Raw genomic sequence first — 19,247 nt, 5'->3', positions numbered from 1 at the left:
CGGGTTAGGACCGAATCCCGCCGGTTTCGGCGGCTGACCCTAAAATCAGAACCTGCACCTGACGGCCTCCGGATTGCCATGCGATCGGCAGGTCTTTCGCTTGTGTGTCCGCGGCCCCGTCATACATGGTGCCCCGTCATTCATAGTGCCTCCTCATTCATGGTGAATGAGGGCGCAAAATGACGCGACATTGTCTTCAAATCTCATTATGTAGAATGGAGAGCCCATTCGCGAGGACTGTCGATATTCCCTCCTGGAAAGTCAGCAAGCGGTATGATCCATCTCCTGTTCAGGTCGCCCATTTCAGGCCCGAACGGTTTGCCGAAACCGATTAAGACAGCAGAGAAATGAAGCAAGACACCAAGCTCAAAATCGGATGGTATTTAAAATCTACTGATATTCATTCCGCTTCAGCGCGATATCGATGCTTCTATATGGCGCAGGCCCTGGAAGACCTTTCCATCGAGAACGCCTTCTATCTGGACGAAACCGAAGTTCTGAAAGAGCTCGACAGTCTCGATGCCCTGATCGTCGTCAAGAGGATCGATGTCTCGGTCGTCTATATGGTCTCGGAGTCCTTCCGCCGGCGCAAGGCCGTCTATTTCGATGTATGCGACGACTTTCTCGCACCCGGCTACAAGGCAAGGCCCGGCCCCTGGCAACTTGCCCTGTTCGGTTCGATCGCACCCTATCTGAGCGGTATCATCACCACGGGTCCGGCCATGGTCGACCGGATCCAGGAGTATCTCGACGGCTATTCGACCAAATCGGTTCCGATCCACATCCTCAAGGATATCGCGGAAACCCAGGAGACCGTGCGGTCGGTCACGGAGTATTTTCGCAACTCCAGCGCGGCGAAGGTCAAACAGCCGCCGCCAAAGCCGGGCAAGGCCCCGCCACGCCCGCTTCCGCCACCGCCTCAAGAACAGTCTCAGCCTCCACAACCCGAAGCGCGCCCTTCCGCCGCCGCGAAGCTGAAGTCGTTTTTCTTCCTCGCCGGCAAACAACAGGAAAAGCAGCCGTCAACGCCAGCGGTCGCCGTTAAGGCTGCCCCTGTGGAAGCGGTTGCCGCATCCGGTCCGGTGCGCAAGAAGATCCTGTGGTTCGGCAACTACGGCTCAAATCACGGCACGTTCGGCATCGTCAGCCTGTTGAACGCGGTGCCTGCCCTCAGGGCCGTGCAGAAGGATGTTCCGCTGGAACTGGTGGTCGTCAGCAACAACCGCACGGTTTTTGATGCGGTCATCGGCCAGCTCGATGTTCCCTCGTCCTATCTCGAGTGGTCCGTGGAGGCCATGGCGGAAGCCATGGGACAGGTCGATGTCGCTCTGCTGACCAATGGCGATGACAGGTTCTCGATGGTCAAATCGTCGAACCGCGCCTTGCAGGCCCTGGCCTCCGGGGTCCCGGTCGTCGCAAGCTCCAACGGCGCCATGGCCGAGCTGTCGGACTTCGTCGTCCTCGATGACTTCGAGGCCGGTCTGCGCCGGTACCTCGGTGACGAGGGAGCGGAAAACAGCCGGCAGGACCTTCTCAAATACCAAGCGGTCGCGGCGGAATATTCTGCGCCGGTCGTCGCCGCGAAATGGCGCGACATTCTGGTTGCCGACGTTCTCGCCACACGGGAACTGAAGCCGAAGACCGGCGCGACGCTGTTCATTCTGAGGGAACAGTCCCTGGGCATATTGAGCCCCGATGTTCTCGACAGGATTCTCGCCGCCGATGAGGCCGCGGAGTTTATCGTCGACAGCCAGGTCTTCCAGAAGGCGCCCGCTCTGCTGGACTGTTTCATCCGGCACCGCATCATCCCGTCGGTCGTCGCGACCAGCGAAATGGACAAGGGCGTCGCGTCCCGTATGGCCAAGGTCAAACTGGTGGTCCTGCCGGAAGAAAAGTCGAAACTCGTCAAGGACTTTACCAAGGAGGGCCGGCGGGAAGGCGTGGCCGTCACCACGCTGAAGGACTATTGCGCGGCACTGAGGCCGTTTCCCGAACGGCTGAACGAGACCGGCAAGACGAAGTGGGTTTTCGTCACCCACCAGAATACCAAGGGCTGGATCCTCGATGCGATCTGCCGGGAAATCGGCTCCCGGCAGCCGGACAGCTGGCATGTCGCCTACAATCCGTCCAAGCTGCCCGACGCGGAAAACTACTTCTATTCGCATTATTCGCTGTACCTGAAGCACACACGAAAGAATGCCAAACAGATCGGCGGTGCCCGCAATTTCGTCTGGTTCACCCATCCAAGGGAAGACAGCCCGGAAGAAATCGCGGAGCTCGTGGAGGCCTTCAACAAGGCGACCAGGGTGATCTTCGCCTGTTCCCAGCATCTGGATCTGTGGCTCGAGCGGGGCTTGAAGCCGGAGAAAGGCTGCGTCGTTCTGGGCGGCGCGGATCCGAAGCTGTTCCTGCCCCATGCGCGAACGGGCAAGACCGTCGGCATTTCCTCGTCCTACTACGACCGCAAGAACCCGGACCTGCTTCTTGAGCTGGTCAGGACCCAGCCGGACTGGACTTTCATTCTGATCGGCCGGAACTGGGAGGAATATTCCGGGTTCGAGGAGATGAAAAAGGCTCCGAACTTCCAGTATGTCACCGCTCCCTACGCCGATTACCCGTCCTGGTACGCCAAGTTCGATGTGCTGTTGTCGGCCTCGACTCTGGAGGGGGGGCCCATTCCGCTTCTCGAGGCGATGATGGCCAACGTGGTGCCGGTGGCGAGCCGGACCGGCTTTGCGCCCGATCTCATCCGCCATGGCGAAAACGGCTATCTGTTCGACATCGATGCAAACGGACCCGACGTCGCAAAGCTGATCGAAGCGGCTTTCGATCTCAAGACGGACGTGCGCGAGACGGTCGTCGACTATTCCTGGGACAATTTCGCCGCAAGAATTCTGGGACTGGCAGAGTGAATTCCAATCGCGACCTGATACGGGACATCAAGACGCGCCGCTTACTGGCCGATCAACTCCCGGACCTGCTTGAGAAGAACCGGCGTGCGATCGGCTCCTGGCTCTCGCAGACGGGAGGTGAGGGGGATCTGCAGGCGGTGCCGAAAGACCGGGTTTATCTGATCTGCCCGATGGCGGTGTTCGAGGACATCGCCGCCACACCTGCCCTGGGTCAGATCCTCCAACTGGCACTGCCGGAGCTGTCGGTGATCGTTGCACTGCCGACTGAAGCCTCCCTGGAGTGTTTTCAGGCCAATGCGGAAAGACAAGACCTCCATCAGGTGGTGACGCCGGTTCTGGAAAAGGACCTGAAACCGGGCGTGGACGGATTGGAGACGGAAGCGGTTTTGTGCCTGGTTCCGAGGCTTTCGGTTCTGGCGCCGGGCTTCATTGCGGCCCTCAATGCAGTTCTCTCCGGCGAGGGTGATGACCGTTTCGACGATACCGGGGCCGGTGTCTGCCGCGCGAAGGCATGGATGGGGATCTTGCCCCGTTCCCGAGCGGCTGTGGATGAAAGCAGGTTTGGGCAGGCAGGCGGTGGCGGTCTTCCGTCCCCGGATCTTGGCAGAACACCCGTTCGAACGTTGTTTGGCCGGTTGGCACGCCTGTTCGGGTCGAAAACCCCGTCATCCGATGACCTCGCGACCGAGCATGTCAGTCGGGTTCTCAACGATCCAGATGCGATGATCCTTCCCTTCGTCGGAAAGGCCTCTCTGTCTTCTGCCGACAAGGCGATCTACAGCGAGGCCTTCGAGGCATTCGAAGCGGGATCGGTCGAATGGGAAGGCGCCCGTGACGTGCCGGTGGCGACGGAAGAGAACGAAACGCATTTACGTGAGCTCGACGACAAGCTCCTGCCGCTGGGGAATGCAGGGGAGCAAGGAGTTCTCGATATCAGTACTGGCGACACCCGCCAGCCCGATGACCTGCAACTTTCTTTCCGGCAGGATCTGGCAATAGCGGACCAGGCCGGTGGTTTAAGGATCGTCATGCCCTTGCGGGCGATCGGAACGGTAGGCGTCGCGGGTCAGGCCGTGTTGCGGACCGAACAGGAGGTCCGCGTTTCCCGTTTTCATCTGCATGTCCCGCCGCAGGATCTTCAGGCTCACATGGTGACCTGTTACCTGAACCGCGGTGGCGGCGGCAATGCGATGATCCGGAATTTCGCCAAGGGCATCGGCTGTGAGCTGCGGTATGCGGAAGACGAAACCGGATACCGTCCCGGCGTACCCATTGTCTGGGGTGTCCTGCGCGGCAGCGACACCGTCGTGCAATACGCCAAGGACAACAACCAGTATTTCTTCTACATCGACCATGCCTATTTCAGCCGCGGTCATGGTGTGAACTACCGGATCACCCGAAACGGCTACGAGGCGGGTCCGATCAGGGAATGCCCGCCCGACAGATTGGCGGCCCTGGATATCGAGACCCAGCCCTGGAATCGCGACGGGTCCGTCATCCTGGTGTGCCCACCGACCGACTATTTCATGAACGCCCATGGCTGCCATGACTGGCTGGAGACGACACTGGCCACTCTGAAGGCCCATACGGACAGGGAAATCGTGGTCCGGGTCAAACCGCAGCCGGGCGAGACCGTCGAGCCGATCGAGGACGCCTTCCGCCGGTCCTTCGCCCTGGTGACCCATTCCTCCAACATCGCGATCGAGGCCGCCATCGCCGGAGTTCCGGTCTTTGTTTCAGAAACGAGTGCGGCGGCGCCCGTCGGCCAGACCGACTTCAGCCTGATCGAAAACCCGGTCTATCCGGATCGAACGCCGTGGCTTCAACACCTGGCCTATAACCAGTACTCGATGGCGGAACTGGGCGATGGGACCGCCTGGCGCATGCTGCGCGAATTCGAAACCCGCCCCTTCGTCTGACGGAAACCGGAGTGCCGCAGTGGCAAAGACTTCAGCATTGATCATGAGCGGGTTTTTCCAGGCCGAGGCGCAGATCGCATTCGACTATCTGAAAGACGTCAAGGCGCCGAAGGGGACGAAGAAATATCTTTACACCAACGGGAAATTCGACGGCCAGAAGATCGTCAAGCCCTTGAACACCGAAGGCTCCTATCCCGCCGACCTCCTGCGGCTTTATAACAGCGCCCTCTCTGTTCGCTCCGAGGATGCCCGCGAGGCCTACATGCGCGATGGCTATGCGGTCTACGGCCTGCACAGATCCGCGTCCGAACAGAAATTCGAGGAAATTTACTATCTCCAAGCGGCAGGGCCGGACGATGACATCCACCGAGCCCTCGCCCGGGACTGGAAGGGCCTCCCGGTCGAAATGGTGCGCTCCCGCGGCGGTGGATACGCCTTGCGGCTTGAGACCGGGGCACCGGCCTGCCTGGAGACGATGGAGAACGCACGTGAGCTCTACCTTTGCGGCGCAGCCCATGCGTTCGAAACAGATGCCCTGACCCAATGCCTATCGCTAGAGCCGGGAGAGGTTGCACTTATCTCTTAGGTTTCCGCGTGGCCCTGAGTTCCATCGTCTTCTCGAAGATCCGCAGCACCTGATCCTTCAGGGCATCGGTCGAATACTTCTCGGTCAATTTTTCCTGCGCCCGCGTGACCTGTTCGAAACGGGCCCTGGGATCGGCCGTCAGGGATTGCAGCGCGTTGAACCAGTCGTCCTCCGTCGCGGCCAGAATGCCGCAACCGTCGGAACAGCAGTCATCATAAACGGTCCCCCGGCTGGCAACCACGGCGGCGCCGACGGCGGTGTATTCCACCCACTTCGTATTGGCCTTCATCAGGTTGAACATGATCGGAGTGAGCGGACAGATCCCGATATCCCATTCGTATTTGGAAAACTCCTCCAGGAACTCGTTGTAGTTGACGATCGGAGGCGCGCTGCTCACCCGCGACTTGAATTCTGCAAGTTCTGGCGGGATCGGGATCGAGCCGAAGAATTCGAACTGCACGTCCGGATTTGCGCGCAGGTAACGGACAATCGCCGGGAGGACCGGAACGAGATTATGAGAATGGTCGGCGCTGGCCATGTAGCCGACCTTGCGCACAGGTCTTTCGACTGCGGGCGAGAGCACCTTGGCCGAACAATAGATCTCGCCGGCCTTGATCTGTGCCTTGGCACCCTGGGTGGTGATCCGGTCCTTGAGGCGGGTGTTGGACGCATAAATCAGGTCGGAGCGGTTCAGGAGCGCCTTGACCGTCGCGATCCGTTCCGGGGCGTTGTGATAGCGGAATTTCTTCTGCCCGAGGTTCTCCGGCACGTTGAGCAGATCGTCATCGACCTGGTAGAGAACCGGAATTTCCTTTTCGTTGGCCCAGTCGAGGAACAAATCCAGGTGCGGTCCGCTGTACCGGCAGAAAACGATAATCGTGGGGTCGAAGCTCTCCAGCTTCTTTTGGATAAGGGGACGGTTGCTGTCGCTGCTGGCCGGCTTCGTTCCGTCGTCGGAAATCGACTTCTCCGTGAGGATCTCCATTTGGGTCCGGCCTGTCTCGATAATCGGCGCGAGCGGTTTGATGAAACTCAGCTGCAAGGTCGGGATGAACCCGTTCGCGATATAAAGGATGCGCTGCCCGTCCAGGAGGGCGTCCAGCTTCCTTGTGCGAGTGGTCCGTGCCTGCTCCAGCATGTCGAAGATCTGGGCGCGATGGGCCGCGGGCGTGTAGTCGCGCGACAGCCGTTCCTGGGCCTTGCGCGTGCAGTCGAAGCGCGCCTGCGGATCTGATGCCAGTGCCTTGAGTGCGGCAGGCCATTCGTCCGGGGTGCCGACAAGAACACCACATCCGTCGGCACAGCACTGTTCATAGGCTGTGTGCCGGGTTGCGATCACCGCGGCGCCGCATGCGGTCAACTGGACCCAGAGGTCATTCGATTTGCCGTAACTGACGTCCGATTCGGCAAGCGGACACAAACCGATGTCCCATCTCAGTCCAGCCAGGTCCTTGAGGAAATTCCCGTAAGAAGGAGAGACGGGAACCGTGCGGACACGATCGCCGAATTCCGCCAGCGGTTCGGGCAGGGGCAGTTCGCCCATGTAGTCGAAGCCGATCCCCGGGTTTTCCCGCAGAAGCGCGCAGACGGCCGGAACGATCACATCGAAATCGTACTGGTAGCCGCTGCAGATATAGCCGACCCGGGTGACCGGTCCCGGCTCTGCGGGCACCGCTATCTCCCCCGAGCAGGTTATCGTGCCATGGTTCAATTGTGCGCTGTTGCCGAGCTGTGCGATGCGGTCTTGCATCCGCGGTGTGGAGCAGTAGACGAGATCCGCGTTGTCGAGCGCAAATTTCACGTTTGCCAGCCGCTTCGAGCGGCCGAGGTGCCGGTATTCGCGGTTCGGCGCCTTGGGCGGAACATTGAAAAGCCGATCAGTCGCATACTGGACAACCGGAATTTTCCGGTCCCGTGCCCAATCCACGATGAAGGCGAGTTGCGGGCCGCGGTACTGACTGAGGACAATCGACGTCGGATCGAAGCGGCTCATTCGCGTGTCGAGGTAATTTTGAACCGATGTTTCCGCCAGGCTGGCGATCATATGTTTTTCATGCAGGACATCGATCTCGAGTTCGGACGGCGCTTCCAGCTTTTCCAACGGATCGAGGAATGCGGAATGAAGATGCGAATCGAGGCTGTCTTCGACGAACAGCACCCGTTCCTTCGCCCGGATGCCGCTTTTCAAGGGGGCGGCGATCTCGACCGACGGATCGAACAGCTTCGCGAAGCGTTCATAGACAACCATCGGATCCGTCGGCATTCTCAGCTTTTCAAGAAACTTTTCCTGGGCGCTGATGAAACGCATCGGATGGGCGACGGCTTCCCGGCTGAAATCGAGCCAGTCCTCTATCGTCGATATGTGGGTCAGGCCCTCATAGTTGTCCGCATCCATCACGCTGCCTGCATCGCTCCACACGGCGGTCGGGATGCCGGCCAGAACCATGTCGATGATGACGGAGGAGGGCGCGGAGATGCCGTAGGAGTAACGAGGCAGGTCGACCTTGTAGATCGGGTTGTTGTTGATCGTCACGTTGCCGGGCAGCTCGACATTCTGCTTCAGCACGTACTGGCCGCCTGGGTGGGGCCTGAGCGTGACCTTGCGCCCGTCGGTTCCGAGGTGGCTGCAGAATTCGGAAAACACGGTCATGAAGTCGAGCTTGAAGTCACCGGAGACATTCAATCTGACGGAATGCAGGTTCTCGCAGACGATTCCGCGTTCGATGCGATCCGACGCCAGGTTGCGGGGAGGCGTCATCTGAAGAATGGTCGACGGCCCGGTGACATAAATCTTCGATAGTTGCGACGGCAGAAGAGATTTCAAAACCGAAGGCGGGCTCCAGGAACACACGATATCCGCCCCGAACGCCACCTTTTGCCCATGGGCGCGGTCATGATCGCGGCTCTGCAGAAGGCCGACCGATTCATATCCGTGCTGCAGGTTGACCTTCAGGAACGAGGCCGGGGCATTCAGGAAAATGTCGTGGGTCGGTTTGTGTGCCTTGAGGTTGGATTCGCTTGCGGCAATGAGAACGCCCGATTTGCCTTCAAGATGCGAAATCGCACCCGCAGCATCTTCGATTTCGATCGTGACTGCGCCGGTCGCTTCGCAAATCTCAGACAGTTCCTGGCCCCAGCCTCCCGTCCTGTCGCGAACATGGAATTTCCTGATGACCAGTATGACGGTCTTCATTCCAAGATCGCGCGCGGTCATGAAAACGAGAGGACGGATGATATTCACGTCCTGAAGAAGGTTTACCAGAAATACCGCATGGCGTTCGGACATTAAGCTGCTACTCCCGTGGACAGGCGGTCATCGAAATTATGGACAAGTGGTAGCCTGGATTTTTCTGAATAGACGCAGGGCAGGCCGGGAAACAAGGCCTGAATGGCCCTTATGACGGCCCGAATGGTGGATGGCTGCGTCGTTATGAAGGCAAGGGGGGACCCCAGGTCAGGTTGAGCCCAGTTGCAGGGGCTAAAATCAGGCAGAAGCTGCGCGAGCCTCAAACTGTACCGCGTCCCGAAAAAGCCGCCTTTTACCGGAATAAAGTTTTTGGCCACATCTGCGCCAAGCAGCTTCATGCATCGTCCCGACAACAGAATATCAGGACCTTTTCCCCCGGTGGCAATGCTGAAAGACACGTCCCAGTCCAGAGGCAGGGCACAATAGGGGCTTGCGACCGACAAAACCGACAGTCTTTTGGCCAGTCGATGAACCCGCCACGAGGAAACGCTGCCATGAATAACCGCTGCGAGCGGTCGCGTCATGTCGATGGTTTCTTCGTCGGGTACGCCGGGTTTGATCCGGTCCAGGAATGCGACGAGATTTTTGCCTTCCACGGCGGGTGAGGCGACATCGGCCAGCAGGCGCGAAAACGCGGGTACGGTGGTTTCCCTGAGCGCCAGGGAGCTGGACTTCGCATCGCTCAGAAAGGTTTGGGCATTGCGATAGACGAAAGGGGCGAGGCGGTCGTAGAGCGGATATCCGGCCGACAGGACCTGCGATCCGGCACACAGGGCCGTCACGGCTCTGTTCAGTGATTTGTTGGTGCTGAAGGCCTGATAATTGACCGGAAGGAAACTGGCAGTACTCCCGTTCAGCATGTCCCGTTCAAGCTGCACGCTCCACTTCGACAGTTCATAAGCCACCGGTAGCCGCTTCAGCATTGCGAGGCGTTCAGGCGTCATCGCCCTGCGGTTCGTCAGGATGTCGAGCCGGATCTCCAGACCACGGTTGCGCATTTCCGCCAGCATATCGCTGAATGCGACAAGATCCTGCAGGCCCACCGGAAAATGCGGGTTGTCGCCGATCCCGAACCACAGGACCCGGATCCGGCCCGTCCGTACGACCTCATCCTGCTTTCGGTTCAAAGTCTCGATCAGCCTGGCCGGTGAGAAATCGGGATTGAAGGGGTCGTTCACCACATGAAAGGGAAGTGTGCTCCCAAAGCCGTCAATGACTCCGCGGATATGACCCGAGGCAGCGATAACGAAATTTGCCAGTTTCAGAAAATGGCCGAGCCAGGACCGGTATCTGGTGAACCGGCTGTCTGTGGTGTGGGAAAACCAGTCGTCGAATAAATCGACGCCGAATGGGATACCGGACGCGCGCAAACGATGTGCAATCACGAGAGACACGGCATCGTAGCATTTGCTGAAGATGTAGATGTCATGCCGAAAATGGTCATGCCGCGAGAATTTCGAAATGGGGACGATGTCCAGGCTATGACCCGCGACTTCGAAGACGGACTTCAGCCGCTCGTAGCGAATGCGAACACCGGCGTTTTTCAGTTGTTCCGATGAGCCGACAAGGATGCAGACATTCATGTGTCCAGCATTCTTATGACGATATCATTCGGATGGAACTGGGCACTCTCCGAGGGTGCCAGGCCTGGGAGAACCTCGAACGGTGTCCGGTCAACCGGCGGCAGAACGCCCTTTGTCACACCCGCGCTGACAACCGAGGTTCCGATCTGCTGCAGACCTTTTCCATAGGCAAGGCTACCGATCTTGAGAGCCACGTCCGAAAGGCTGACCAAAGCGGGAGAGGCCCCGTCCAGTTCGGCGAGGGTCGCCTTTTCGGTCAGGAACAGATCTCCATGATTGGCAAACACCGGATAGTCCTCCCGGAGGAAAAGACCCTGGCAACCAGGTTCCCAGACGCTGATCGGTGCTGATCGGTCCGTGATCGGTTGGTTGAGAAAATATCCATAGGAGCGGACTTCCGGCCGTTCGACCTTCTTTTCGACCTTGACCTGTTCGACGAGCATGCAACTGGCCGATGCCGCAACCTGTTCGGCGATCATGCCAGCCAGAAGGGACAGGGTCCGTGGATCGTGAAGAACCACGGCGTCGCTCATGGCGAGAATCTGGTCGCCGGTCATGTCGGCGGCAGCGGATATCAGGGCATCGCCGGGACCGCTCGTCTCGGGCCGGTGCGATACCCGAAGGGAGCAGGGCGCTTCCATCTCGCTGACGGTTGCCGCGATCTGCCGGGCTTGTTCGTCGTCTTCGGGGACGGAGAGCACAACATCGCAGATGTCGATCCCATCCTGGAGAAAAAGAGCCTGCAGGGCGGCCCTGAGGGCGGTTTCCTTCCCCGAGCAGGCAATGAAAACCGACACGCGTGGTCGGGTCTCGGAACCCGCGCCCGGTAGGCTTGTTTCCGGAGAAAAGGGCATCAGCAGCTGGACTTCGTCCGGATGTGACAGGTTCGCGAACCGAACGGCCATGCAAAGCGCACCTCCCGTTTCGGAGATGGCCGAGCCATTCGTCTTGGAAGCCGTGGCATCAATCGGCCCGAGCGACGGAAAATGGCTGGAGGAGAGGGAGCCGGATTTAAGGGACGGATTGGCCGGACCGCGGGTTAATGACCATGCCGGAACGGCTGTCGGTGCGTCGGTCACCGCCAGGGCCATCGGGCGGTTGACCAGGCTTTCGCGCCCGTCACCGGCGACCATGATCCCGATCGACGGAATACAGTCCGCCGCCAGGGTCAGGCATCCATCGGCACCGGGCGACCCCTTGGCACGGAATTCCGTCGACAGGGGCGCGTAGGATTGCGGCCATTCCAGAAGAGACTGGATCAGTTCTGTCTCGCCGGTTCCCGCATCGCTCGCCGGATCGCCTGCCGGCATGATCGGAAGATTAAAGCAGACCGCCGCCCACAGCCGGATGTCCGGCCGGAAGATCCGCTCGGACCCGAGGGCATTTCCGGTTTGAACGCAGATCCGGTCGATGGTCCATTGCGGTGCAGGCTGACCGAGCCGGGCGGTGAGATACCGGCCAGACAGATCGGCGAGGTTATCCATGTCGGACCGGGCTTCGCATGTGGCCAGAAGCTCGCCGTAGTGGGCCCCTCCCCTGCAAAGGGACGGAAATGGCAGCAGCGACAGGGCCTGCAGCTCGCCGCTGGCCGAATTTACGCAGACCAGCATGGGTAAGAACGGATTTGTCAGCGGTACGTCCAGCACGACCGGGCCGTTCTCCAGGATGGGGCGCTCAGCCAGAAGGGACAGGCGGTCCAGCCTGAGCGGATCTGCTTGAAACAGACGGATGACCGGCGCCGATGCGGGGTCTCTCCCCGGGGCCGCGCCCTCCAGGCGCAGACGCAGGTGCATATCCGAGACATGCCAAAGGTCCAGAACCGAAACGTCAGTCTTGCCAGCGAATGCGGGAAAGAGAAATGCATCACATGCGCCGGCGAACGGACCCGTCAGGTTCCAGGCCTCAGCGTTGGCATCGACAGCCGTAAACCGGAAGCTGGCCGCCGCATCCCGACCCATCAACGCGCAGAATGCAGTCAGCGGTCCATTGAGTGCGGACGGGTCCGCATCGGCAGCCTGACCGATTGCTCCGATGAACGCGCCGCCCAGTTCGATCTGGCCGGGTTTGGACGTAGGACTGAAGACCGATCTTCCTCCCCACGCATTGGAAACGGGCCGGACCAGGGGAAAGGAGACGGGAATGATCCCCCCGGTCGCCGGCTCTTTCCGCCGGTTCATCGCATGCTTTTTGGAAAAGCCCTTACCAAAGCGCTTGCCGGCTGCCAGCATTTTCCGTCCGGACTCTGTGGAAAGGATCCTTTTTCCTTCCTCCGAACTGAAGATGAGACGCCCTTCCTTGCGGCCGTGCTGCTCGTAATGCACCAAGGCAATCTGGCCCGCATTTTTGACGTCTTCATGCAGGAAATAATAGGCTTTCGTGCTGAATTTCGGCCCGGGGTCCCGTCCTTCGAGATGACCATACTTCAGGTAATGGATCAGCGGATCCATTTTACTGCGGCGAACGTCGGGGTTTTTTTCGAGGTACCAGTATTTGTCGAAGGTATCTCCGGAATTTGCGATCTTGTATTGTCGCCGAAGACTGTTGGATAATCGAATCAGGTCAGATATTTGCTCGATGGCGCCACGGAGAGCTTTGTTAAATTTGAATGGGTCTGTCATTTAAACTCTCGTGAAACTTAAAAATTCTTAGCCAGTAGCCCAATGTGTGGTTGCATCGGGTTGGTCATTTGTTTCGAGCTTGTCGGAGACCTTCTTTGCACGAACACGCCGGGAAGACCATCATGTTTGCTACCCAAAAAAGGTTCAAAATTGTAATCTGCCGCCTGGAAAGCGGGGCCCCCGAAGCTTGCGGTGCTTCCCGTCTTTTCTGTTCGCATATGCTCAATGCAGGACTAGCGCATGACGGCCGCAACAAGACGCGTCGTTGTTGCAACCGAAATGCGAAAAAAGCACCACCGATTTTACCTGCCTCTGCACGCTCATGCCGGTCTCTGTCAGCGGGACCGAAACAGGCCTATCATCTTGTCTAGAAGTCCCCGGCCAACCGATTTTGGCGGCTGCATGATATAGTCCCAGCCGCGGGGGCAAGTCGCAACATGCTTGTAACCGAGGTTTTCCAACCACTTCTTGGCTGCATAGGGTTCCTCACCCGGAAGACACACGTCATTCTGCTCGATGACGATTAGCGGCAGGTTCTTCTTGATAGTTTCTTCACCGCCCATGAGAACCCGTTGCTCAAAACCTTCCACATCGATCTTGATGTAGTCGACATTCTCGAAGCCGAAGGAATCGAGGGTGAATACTTTATAGCTGGCCGATTTGCCTTCAATAAATTTGTGTTGTCCGCCACTCATTTGCAGTTCGCCGGGCTCGTCACCAAGCGCGCAGCAAAAATGCGTTGTTTTCTTGAGATCTACATTAAATGGGAAACTTTTACGCATGCGAGCGTCAAACGCATATGTATGCTGGAAATAATGCTGCAGGTACCTCGAAAATTCTCCATCCCGGCAGCCGATATCCAATGCCACTCTAAACTCTTTGATGAATGGGAAGGAAACTTCAAATGTTTTCTTGCAGTGATGATTTGGATAAGATTTGTTTCCGTCCGGAGAGTACAGGAAATCTTGGTCAAACCACTCTTCCTGGTAAGGATTTTCGTCAAAAACCGAAGGTTCGAGCGGATAGTTCATGATATTTCTTTCGTGCTTTTTGGGGCGAAACCGCGTATTTGCCCATGGCTAGCAACAATGTCATCGGCACGGCAAATGTTTTCTTCTCTTCTCCCGGGTTCGGAGAACCGCATTGCTACTCTTTGCGCGGCCTGCTGTTTACGTACAAGGCCCTTGCCGCCACAGATTCGACGCTACCGTCTTAGCGTATTTTTATCAGGATTGCCGCAGTGAATCTCAAGTTCGATAAATGTGTTTGTAAAACGTCAGACTCGTCGTTTGTGCGTTGCGGGAAAACTGGGCTTCTGAGACTTCCCAAACTGGGACAGGTCAGATAAAATGGGCCGACGTCAGAAGGGTAATAACCGATGTGCTTGTTACCTGTTCGGCTTCGCAGAAATCGGAGCCCAAAAAACGCAAGCAAAACCGGCGACCTTGCGAGATGACTTTTGCAGGATGGAGACCACCTTGCGTAGCGGTCCACTGCCGTCATGATTCGGGAGATAGTGATATTGACGCATTGACAGATGTTGAGATCTTAAATCACCTGAGTTTCCTACCGTCCGCACCTGAGAGTATTGCTATACACTTATGGCCATTCAGCAATTGTTCCGACAGCCTTTGAAACACGTCGTGGTAACGACCTTCCACGAGGCGGGTTACCAGGAATATGGCAAGAAATGCCTGAACACGTTTCTGGAGAAATGGCCCGAAGACGTTGAGCTCATCGTTTACGCGGAAGATGTCGACGTTAAGGAAGCGGCTCCGAACCTGACCGTTCTGGATCACACGGCGGTGTTGCCGAAGCTGATTGAATTCCGCAACCGCTTCGGCAGTCATCCTTTCGCCAACGGGTTCAGTCCGCTCGGCGATGGAATGTTCGATTTCCTCTGGGACGCGATTCGTTTCACCAACAAGGTCTTCGCTGTCACCGATGCCATTCGCCGCACCAAAGGCACCGCCGATCAATTGATCTGGCTTGATGCCGACACGATTACCCATAGCCCGGTTCCCAGCAGCTTTCTGGACAAACTTGCCCCAAGGGAAACCCAGCTGGCGACGTATCTCAACAGGAAGAATTATCCGGAATGCGGTTGGGTCGGATATAATTTGAACCATGAATTCATCGATGAATTCGCCCGCCGGTTTGATGATATCTATTTGTCCGGCGAATTTCTCGAAATTCAGGAAAGCCACGACAGCTATATTTTCTGGAAAATCGTCCAGGACATGGAGCGGGAAGGGCTGGCAACTTTCTATTTTATCGGCGATAGCACCACGGTTGGCCATGTTTTTATCAACAGTGAACTTGGCGCCTATTTGGACCATTTGAAGGGGCCGCGAAAGGCAATGGGCCAGAGCCAGGCGAGGGACCTGAAGGTTAAACGTAAAGAGTCCTGGTGGAAAAACACTGGCAGCTAATAGCAGTTTTTCGCTTGGGAATTTTAAGTTTCCTATTCAGATGAATAGAGAAATCTTCCTTTTTCGTGGTGTTGGCCCGTTCAAGGATCACGGCACAGAACCGGACCATCCATTGCAGTCGTTCGTTCGAAAGATGAACAAGTTTCACGCCGCGCTATCTGCACTTGTCGTGATAGCGGAAACCGGCTCTTCGGACGCGGCCGTGCCAAGCACGATTTCAAAAAAGGCCTTCCAGGATCAGGGGGCTGACCCTAGGTAAAAGGAATAAAGGTAAGACGGCGTAACAGGGGTTCAAAATGACGAATGGACCTAGGCTTGCCTTCCTTTTTGAAGATTATTTCCTTTCCGGTCTCTGCTGCGATTTCATAGCCGAGATTATACAGGTACTCGATTACGCGGCTAACATAAATATACTCTTCAGATGTTCTTCTTCCGCATTCGACGCAGAGCACCGGAGAATTTCGTTCCAGTGTTTTTCGCGCACCGCGCAGGACGTTCAGTTCATGAAACTGAACGTCAATCTTGATGAAATCGATATCCGTGAAATTGAAGCTGTCGAGCTTGGTCAGTTTAGTTTTTATTTTTTTTGTCGCAGTCACTTCGCTTTCAACGATGGAAGAATGCCCTATGCCGCTTTCATCGATGGAGAGAATGGCCGTTCCGGATTTGTCCGATAGGGCAATCTGATGCGTTGTGCAGTTATCTTTCCCGGCAAGGTTGAGCCTGAGACAATTCAACGGTTCGTCATATGGCTCAAAACACTCCACATGGGAAAACTGTTCACAGAGGTCTCGTGACCAGAAACCCACGCAAGCACCAATATCAATTGCCCGTCGAAAGGATTTTACGTGGCTGAGGGCGATGTCTCTCTGGATCTTCTGATACTGGCCTGTGGCAATAGCATCTTTGTTATGCAGCAGATAATCTTCGAAATGCTTTTCCGAGGACGGAAGATGCCAGCCTTTTATGATTTTAGTTTCAGCCAATCTAGGGTACTCCCGAACGAATCTGCAGCGAGAAAACGCACATTAAATGCAGCTCCGGAGCCTATCAAGGCATTTTGAAACTAAAGTGTAACGTGGATTTCATAAGGTGTATTTTGTGAGTATTTGAGAATAATTTGAGAGTGTATTTAATTTTATAAGTAATAATTAATTGATATTGTTATTAATGTTTACAGCATTAAATTTGAGTTCTAATATAGGATCAAGAACCAAGCGGATCGTTCAGGCAATTTGCCCAGATGTCGGCCACCATATGCCTGTCACCGATCCTGAGGCTGTTTTCGATGCCTCCTTGGGCGATTCTTGCAGCTGTCGACGGATCGCCAGCAAGCTTCGCGATCGCTTCTTCCCATTTATTCGCGGTGTGTTCCACCACCAGACTGTCGTCACCGTGATTTGCGTATTGTTTAAATACGGAAGTCGGCGAATAAATGCCGGCAGCGCCGACGAAAGCATGTTGATGGAGCTTGAGGTTGGAGCGGGCGTCGTTCACCGGATTGGGCACATAGGGTGCAAGGGCAATATGAAACCGTTGCTTCTTCAGCCAGACTTGGAAATCGTCGAAGAACTTGTCGCCGAGATGGGTGACCTGGGGGCCGGATGCGATCAGATCCTCGCCGCGCTTTCCCATGAGCGTCGTGAGATGAAGCCGGGGGTTTTTGTCGAGCGCGGCGCGAACGCCCGGCGCAACGATCTGGAAGTCGTTGTAATGGGTGCTGGAGCTCAGAAACGCCATCCGGATCCGACCGGGATCGGCGAAATGTCCGACATCCATCGACGGACCCATGTGCGCGGGCTGAATATACTGGCCCGGAAATTCCGGACAACGGTCCAGGACCTTCCGGCTCGGGGCCAGGAAAATGTCGACATGGGGATGGATGGCACCGAACTGCTGGCTTAGAAACCGCTTCAGCCGCGCCTTGTAGTCCGGGCGAAGGTCCTTGTCCTCAAGCATTGCCCAGATGTCGTCGTCCAGAAGATAGGCTATCCGCGTATCGGGCTGCTGCCGCATCCGGGCAATCAGGCGGATATCCTTTTCTGTCGCATAACGCACGATAACCAGGAGCTGCTTGCCGCTGTTCAGATCGCTCAGTAAAAGGCAATGCTGGCCTGCTTCCCGCAGCTCGATTGACCTTTCTGCGAGGTCCTCGCGGACGACTTCCAGATAGTGATAGCGCGTCGGAAAGGCTGTCTTTGGCCGCCCAAGGGCATGGTCATAGGCATTTTTGAGATATCTGACGCTCAGCATTTGACTGCGGCCCGTTGCCTTATTCTACGCGTCGGAGAGCGCCGGGGGCGACTTGCTGACGAGTTGACCATCGCATGGAATGCGGTTAGGAGTGCCTAGTCGTCAAGGTTTGATACGGCACCACTTGCGAAGGTGGAAGATGGACCGGCTAGGTATCATACTCATACAAACTTTGTCATCCGGCGTTTCGACAGATTCAGGCAGAAAAACATGCCGTCTTTAGGCGTCAGAAGAATGGCGATGCCATCCGTACTGAGACAGCATCTGACCGTGGTGGCCGCTTTGGTCATTCGCGAAATGTGCACGCGGTACGGTACCAAGTTCGGCGGATATGCCTGGGCCATTATCGATCCGCTCGCATTTGTCGTGCTGCTCTCCATTATTTTTTCGGCCATTGCTCGAACGCCGGCGCTCGGGACCAATTTTCCCCTTTTCTTTGCGACCGGCTACATGGCCTTCTGGATCTACAGATCCATGGCGGACCAGGTCGCGGGCGCCGTAAAGTCAAACAGGAACCTGCTCAATTACCCGGTCGTCAATCCCTATGACACCGTTTATGCGAGGGCGATCCTGCAGATCCTGACCCAGTTTCTGGTTTGCATGATCATTTTTACCGGTATCGGCTTGGTCATTGAGCCCCTGCCCCGGCTCGACATGTATCCCATCCTTGAGGCGACCGTCCTCGCCCTCATGCTCGGCATGGGAGTGGGAATGGTGAATGTCGTGGCATTCCATATGAGCCCGACCTACCAGCAGGTTTTCAACATCGTCAACCGGCCGCTTTATCTGCTGTCCGGGGTGTTCCTGATACCCGATCATGTACCTGAACCCTATCGGACCTATTTGTTCTATAATCCCTTGATCCATATCGTGGCTAAGTTCAGGCAGGGGTTCTACGGAACCTACCGGGCGCAGTTCATCGACATGCCTTATGTCGTTACTTTTGCATGCACCATCTTTTTGGCGGGTTTTTTAGCGATGAAGATCTTTGATTCTTCGGTCAGGGAGCAACAATGATCCGCTTGGAACACGTTACCAAATTCTACAAGCACCGGGGACAGAAGCGGTATATCGCCAAAGATGTCTCCTTCACGGTGCCGCGTGGAAACAGTATCGGCCTGATCGGCCGAAACGGCGCCGGCAAATCGACGCTGCTCAAGGTCATAGCCGGTACGATCCGGCCGAATTCCGGCCGCATCCTGCGGTATTCGCGGGTCTCGTTCCCGCTCGGATTTGCCGGCAGCTTCAATCCCGCTCTCACGGGTGAGCAGAATGTTCGCTTCGTTGCGCGTATTTATCAGCATGACACCAATCAGCTGATCGACTATGTCCGGGATTTCGCCGAACTCGGCAAGGCATTCTACATGCCTGTCAAAACCTATTCCTCCGGGATGAAAGCCCGTCTCGCGTTCGGCGTGAGCATGGGGATCGAGTTCGACTACTATCTTATTGACGAAGTCACGGCCGTCGGGGACAAGCGGTTCAGAATGAAATGTCGTGAAGCATTTGAAAAAAAGCTGGAACACTCTGACATCATCATGGTGTCGCACTCCGTCGGCAGCCTGAAAGAATACTGTACAACGGGAATTGTTTTGGAAGGCGGCGAATTGACGTATTATTCAAACATTGATGATGCAGTTGCAGTTCATAACGAGAACATGAAATTTGAATATCGCCCGTGAAAGTCAAAAGGCTGC

General features: G+C 56.6%; 12 protein-coding genes. 6 read left to right on the top strand and 6 right to left on the bottom strand.

Going from position 1 to position 19,247, the window contains the following annotated elements:
- Positions 1 to 434: 434 nt before the first annotated feature.
- Genes ABIN98_RS23070 through ABIN98_RS23060 form a run of 3 tightly spaced genes read left to right on the top strand, consistent with a single transcriptional unit; the run spans position 435 to position 5,417 of the window.
- Complete coding sequence (locus ABIN98_RS23070) at positions 435 to 2,912, top strand: glycosyltransferase (RefSeq protein WP_346913550.1); 2,478 nt, start codon at positions 435 to 437, stop codon at positions 2,910 to 2,912.
- The gene (locus ABIN98_RS23065; RefSeq protein ID WP_346913548.1) at positions 2,909 to 4,831 is read left to right on the top strand and encodes a hypothetical protein; all 1,923 of its coding nucleotides are present in this window, start codon (positions 2,909 to 2,911) and stop codon (positions 4,829 to 4,831) included. Before ABIN98_RS23070 ends, ABIN98_RS23065 begins: the two co-directional genes overlap by 4 nt.
- A gap of 19 nt (positions 4,832 to 4,850) precedes the next feature.
- Positions 4,851 to 5,417, top strand: a complete 567-nt coding sequence (locus ABIN98_RS23060) for a hypothetical protein (RefSeq protein ID WP_346913546.1) — start codon at positions 4,851 to 4,853, stop codon at positions 5,415 to 5,417.
- Here ABIN98_RS23060 and ABIN98_RS23055 read toward each other — a convergent pair.
- The 4 genes from ABIN98_RS23055 to ABIN98_RS23040 all read right to left on the bottom strand — a co-directional run bounded on the left by ABIN98_RS23055 (position 5,407) and on the right by ABIN98_RS23040 (position 13,896).
- On the bottom strand, positions 5,407 to 8,703 hold the full coding sequence (locus tag ABIN98_RS23055) for a glycosyltransferase (RefSeq protein ID WP_346913544.1): 3,297 nt from the start codon (positions 8,701 to 8,703) through the stop codon (positions 5,407 to 5,409). The two genes, ABIN98_RS23060 and ABIN98_RS23055, sit on opposite strands and share 11 nt — an antisense overlap.
- Positions 8,703 to 10,247, bottom strand: a complete 1,545-nt coding sequence (locus ABIN98_RS23050) for a hypothetical protein (RefSeq protein ID WP_346913542.1) — start codon at positions 10,245 to 10,247, stop codon at positions 8,703 to 8,705. Before ABIN98_RS23050 ends, ABIN98_RS23055 begins: the two co-directional genes overlap by 1 nt.
- Complete coding sequence (locus ABIN98_RS23045) at positions 10,244 to 12,694, bottom strand: hypothetical protein (RefSeq protein WP_346913540.1); 2,451 nt, start codon at positions 12,692 to 12,694, stop codon at positions 10,244 to 10,246. Before ABIN98_RS23045 ends, ABIN98_RS23050 begins: the two co-directional genes overlap by 4 nt.
- Before the next feature lie 506 nt (positions 12,695 to 13,200).
- Positions 13,201 to 13,896, bottom strand: a complete 696-nt coding sequence (locus ABIN98_RS23040; protein WP_346913538.1) for an FkbM family methyltransferase — start codon at positions 13,894 to 13,896, stop codon at positions 13,201 to 13,203.
- Between the two features lie 612 nt (positions 13,897 to 14,508).
- Here ABIN98_RS23040 and ABIN98_RS23035 point away from each other — a divergent pair.
- Positions 14,509 to 15,297: a hypothetical protein gene (locus tag ABIN98_RS23035; protein ID WP_346913536.1), complete on the top strand. Its 789-nt coding sequence runs from the start codon at positions 14,509 to 14,511 to the stop codon at positions 15,295 to 15,297.
- 251 nt (positions 15,298 to 15,548) lie between these two features.
- Here the strand turns inward: ABIN98_RS23035 and ABIN98_RS23030 are convergent, their stop codons facing one another.
- Entirely contained in the window at positions 15,549 to 16,283 is a 735-nt protein-coding gene (locus tag ABIN98_RS23030) for an FkbM family methyltransferase (protein WP_346913534.1), read from the bottom strand.
- 220 nt (positions 16,284 to 16,503) lie between these two features.
- A complete protein-coding gene (locus ABIN98_RS23025; protein ID WP_346913532.1) occupies positions 16,504 to 17,550 on the bottom strand; it encodes a hypothetical protein in 1,047 nt (348 codons plus the stop codon).
- Between the two features lie 132 nt (positions 17,551 to 17,682).
- On the opposite strand from ABIN98_RS23025, the gene ABIN98_RS23020 reads away from it, so the two are divergent.
- Positions 17,683 to 18,567, top strand: a complete 885-nt coding sequence (locus ABIN98_RS23020) for an ABC transporter permease (protein WP_346913530.1) — start codon at positions 17,683 to 17,685, stop codon at positions 18,565 to 18,567.
- On the top strand, positions 18,564 to 19,232 hold the full coding sequence (locus tag ABIN98_RS23015) for an ABC transporter ATP-binding protein (protein WP_346913528.1): 669 nt from the start codon (positions 18,564 to 18,566) through the stop codon (positions 19,230 to 19,232). The genes ABIN98_RS23020 and ABIN98_RS23015 overlap by 4 nt, the downstream gene beginning before the upstream one ends.
- The last annotated feature ends 15 nt before the right edge of the window (positions 19,233 to 19,247 follow it).

This window comes from uncultured Roseibium sp. (assembly GCF_963675095.2).
Classification (GTDB): Bacteria; Pseudomonadota; Alphaproteobacteria; order Rhizobiales; family Stappiaceae; genus Roseibium.
The sequence above is the reverse complement of the archived record's forward strand: the minus strand, read 5'-3'. Positions and strand labels throughout refer to the sequence as shown.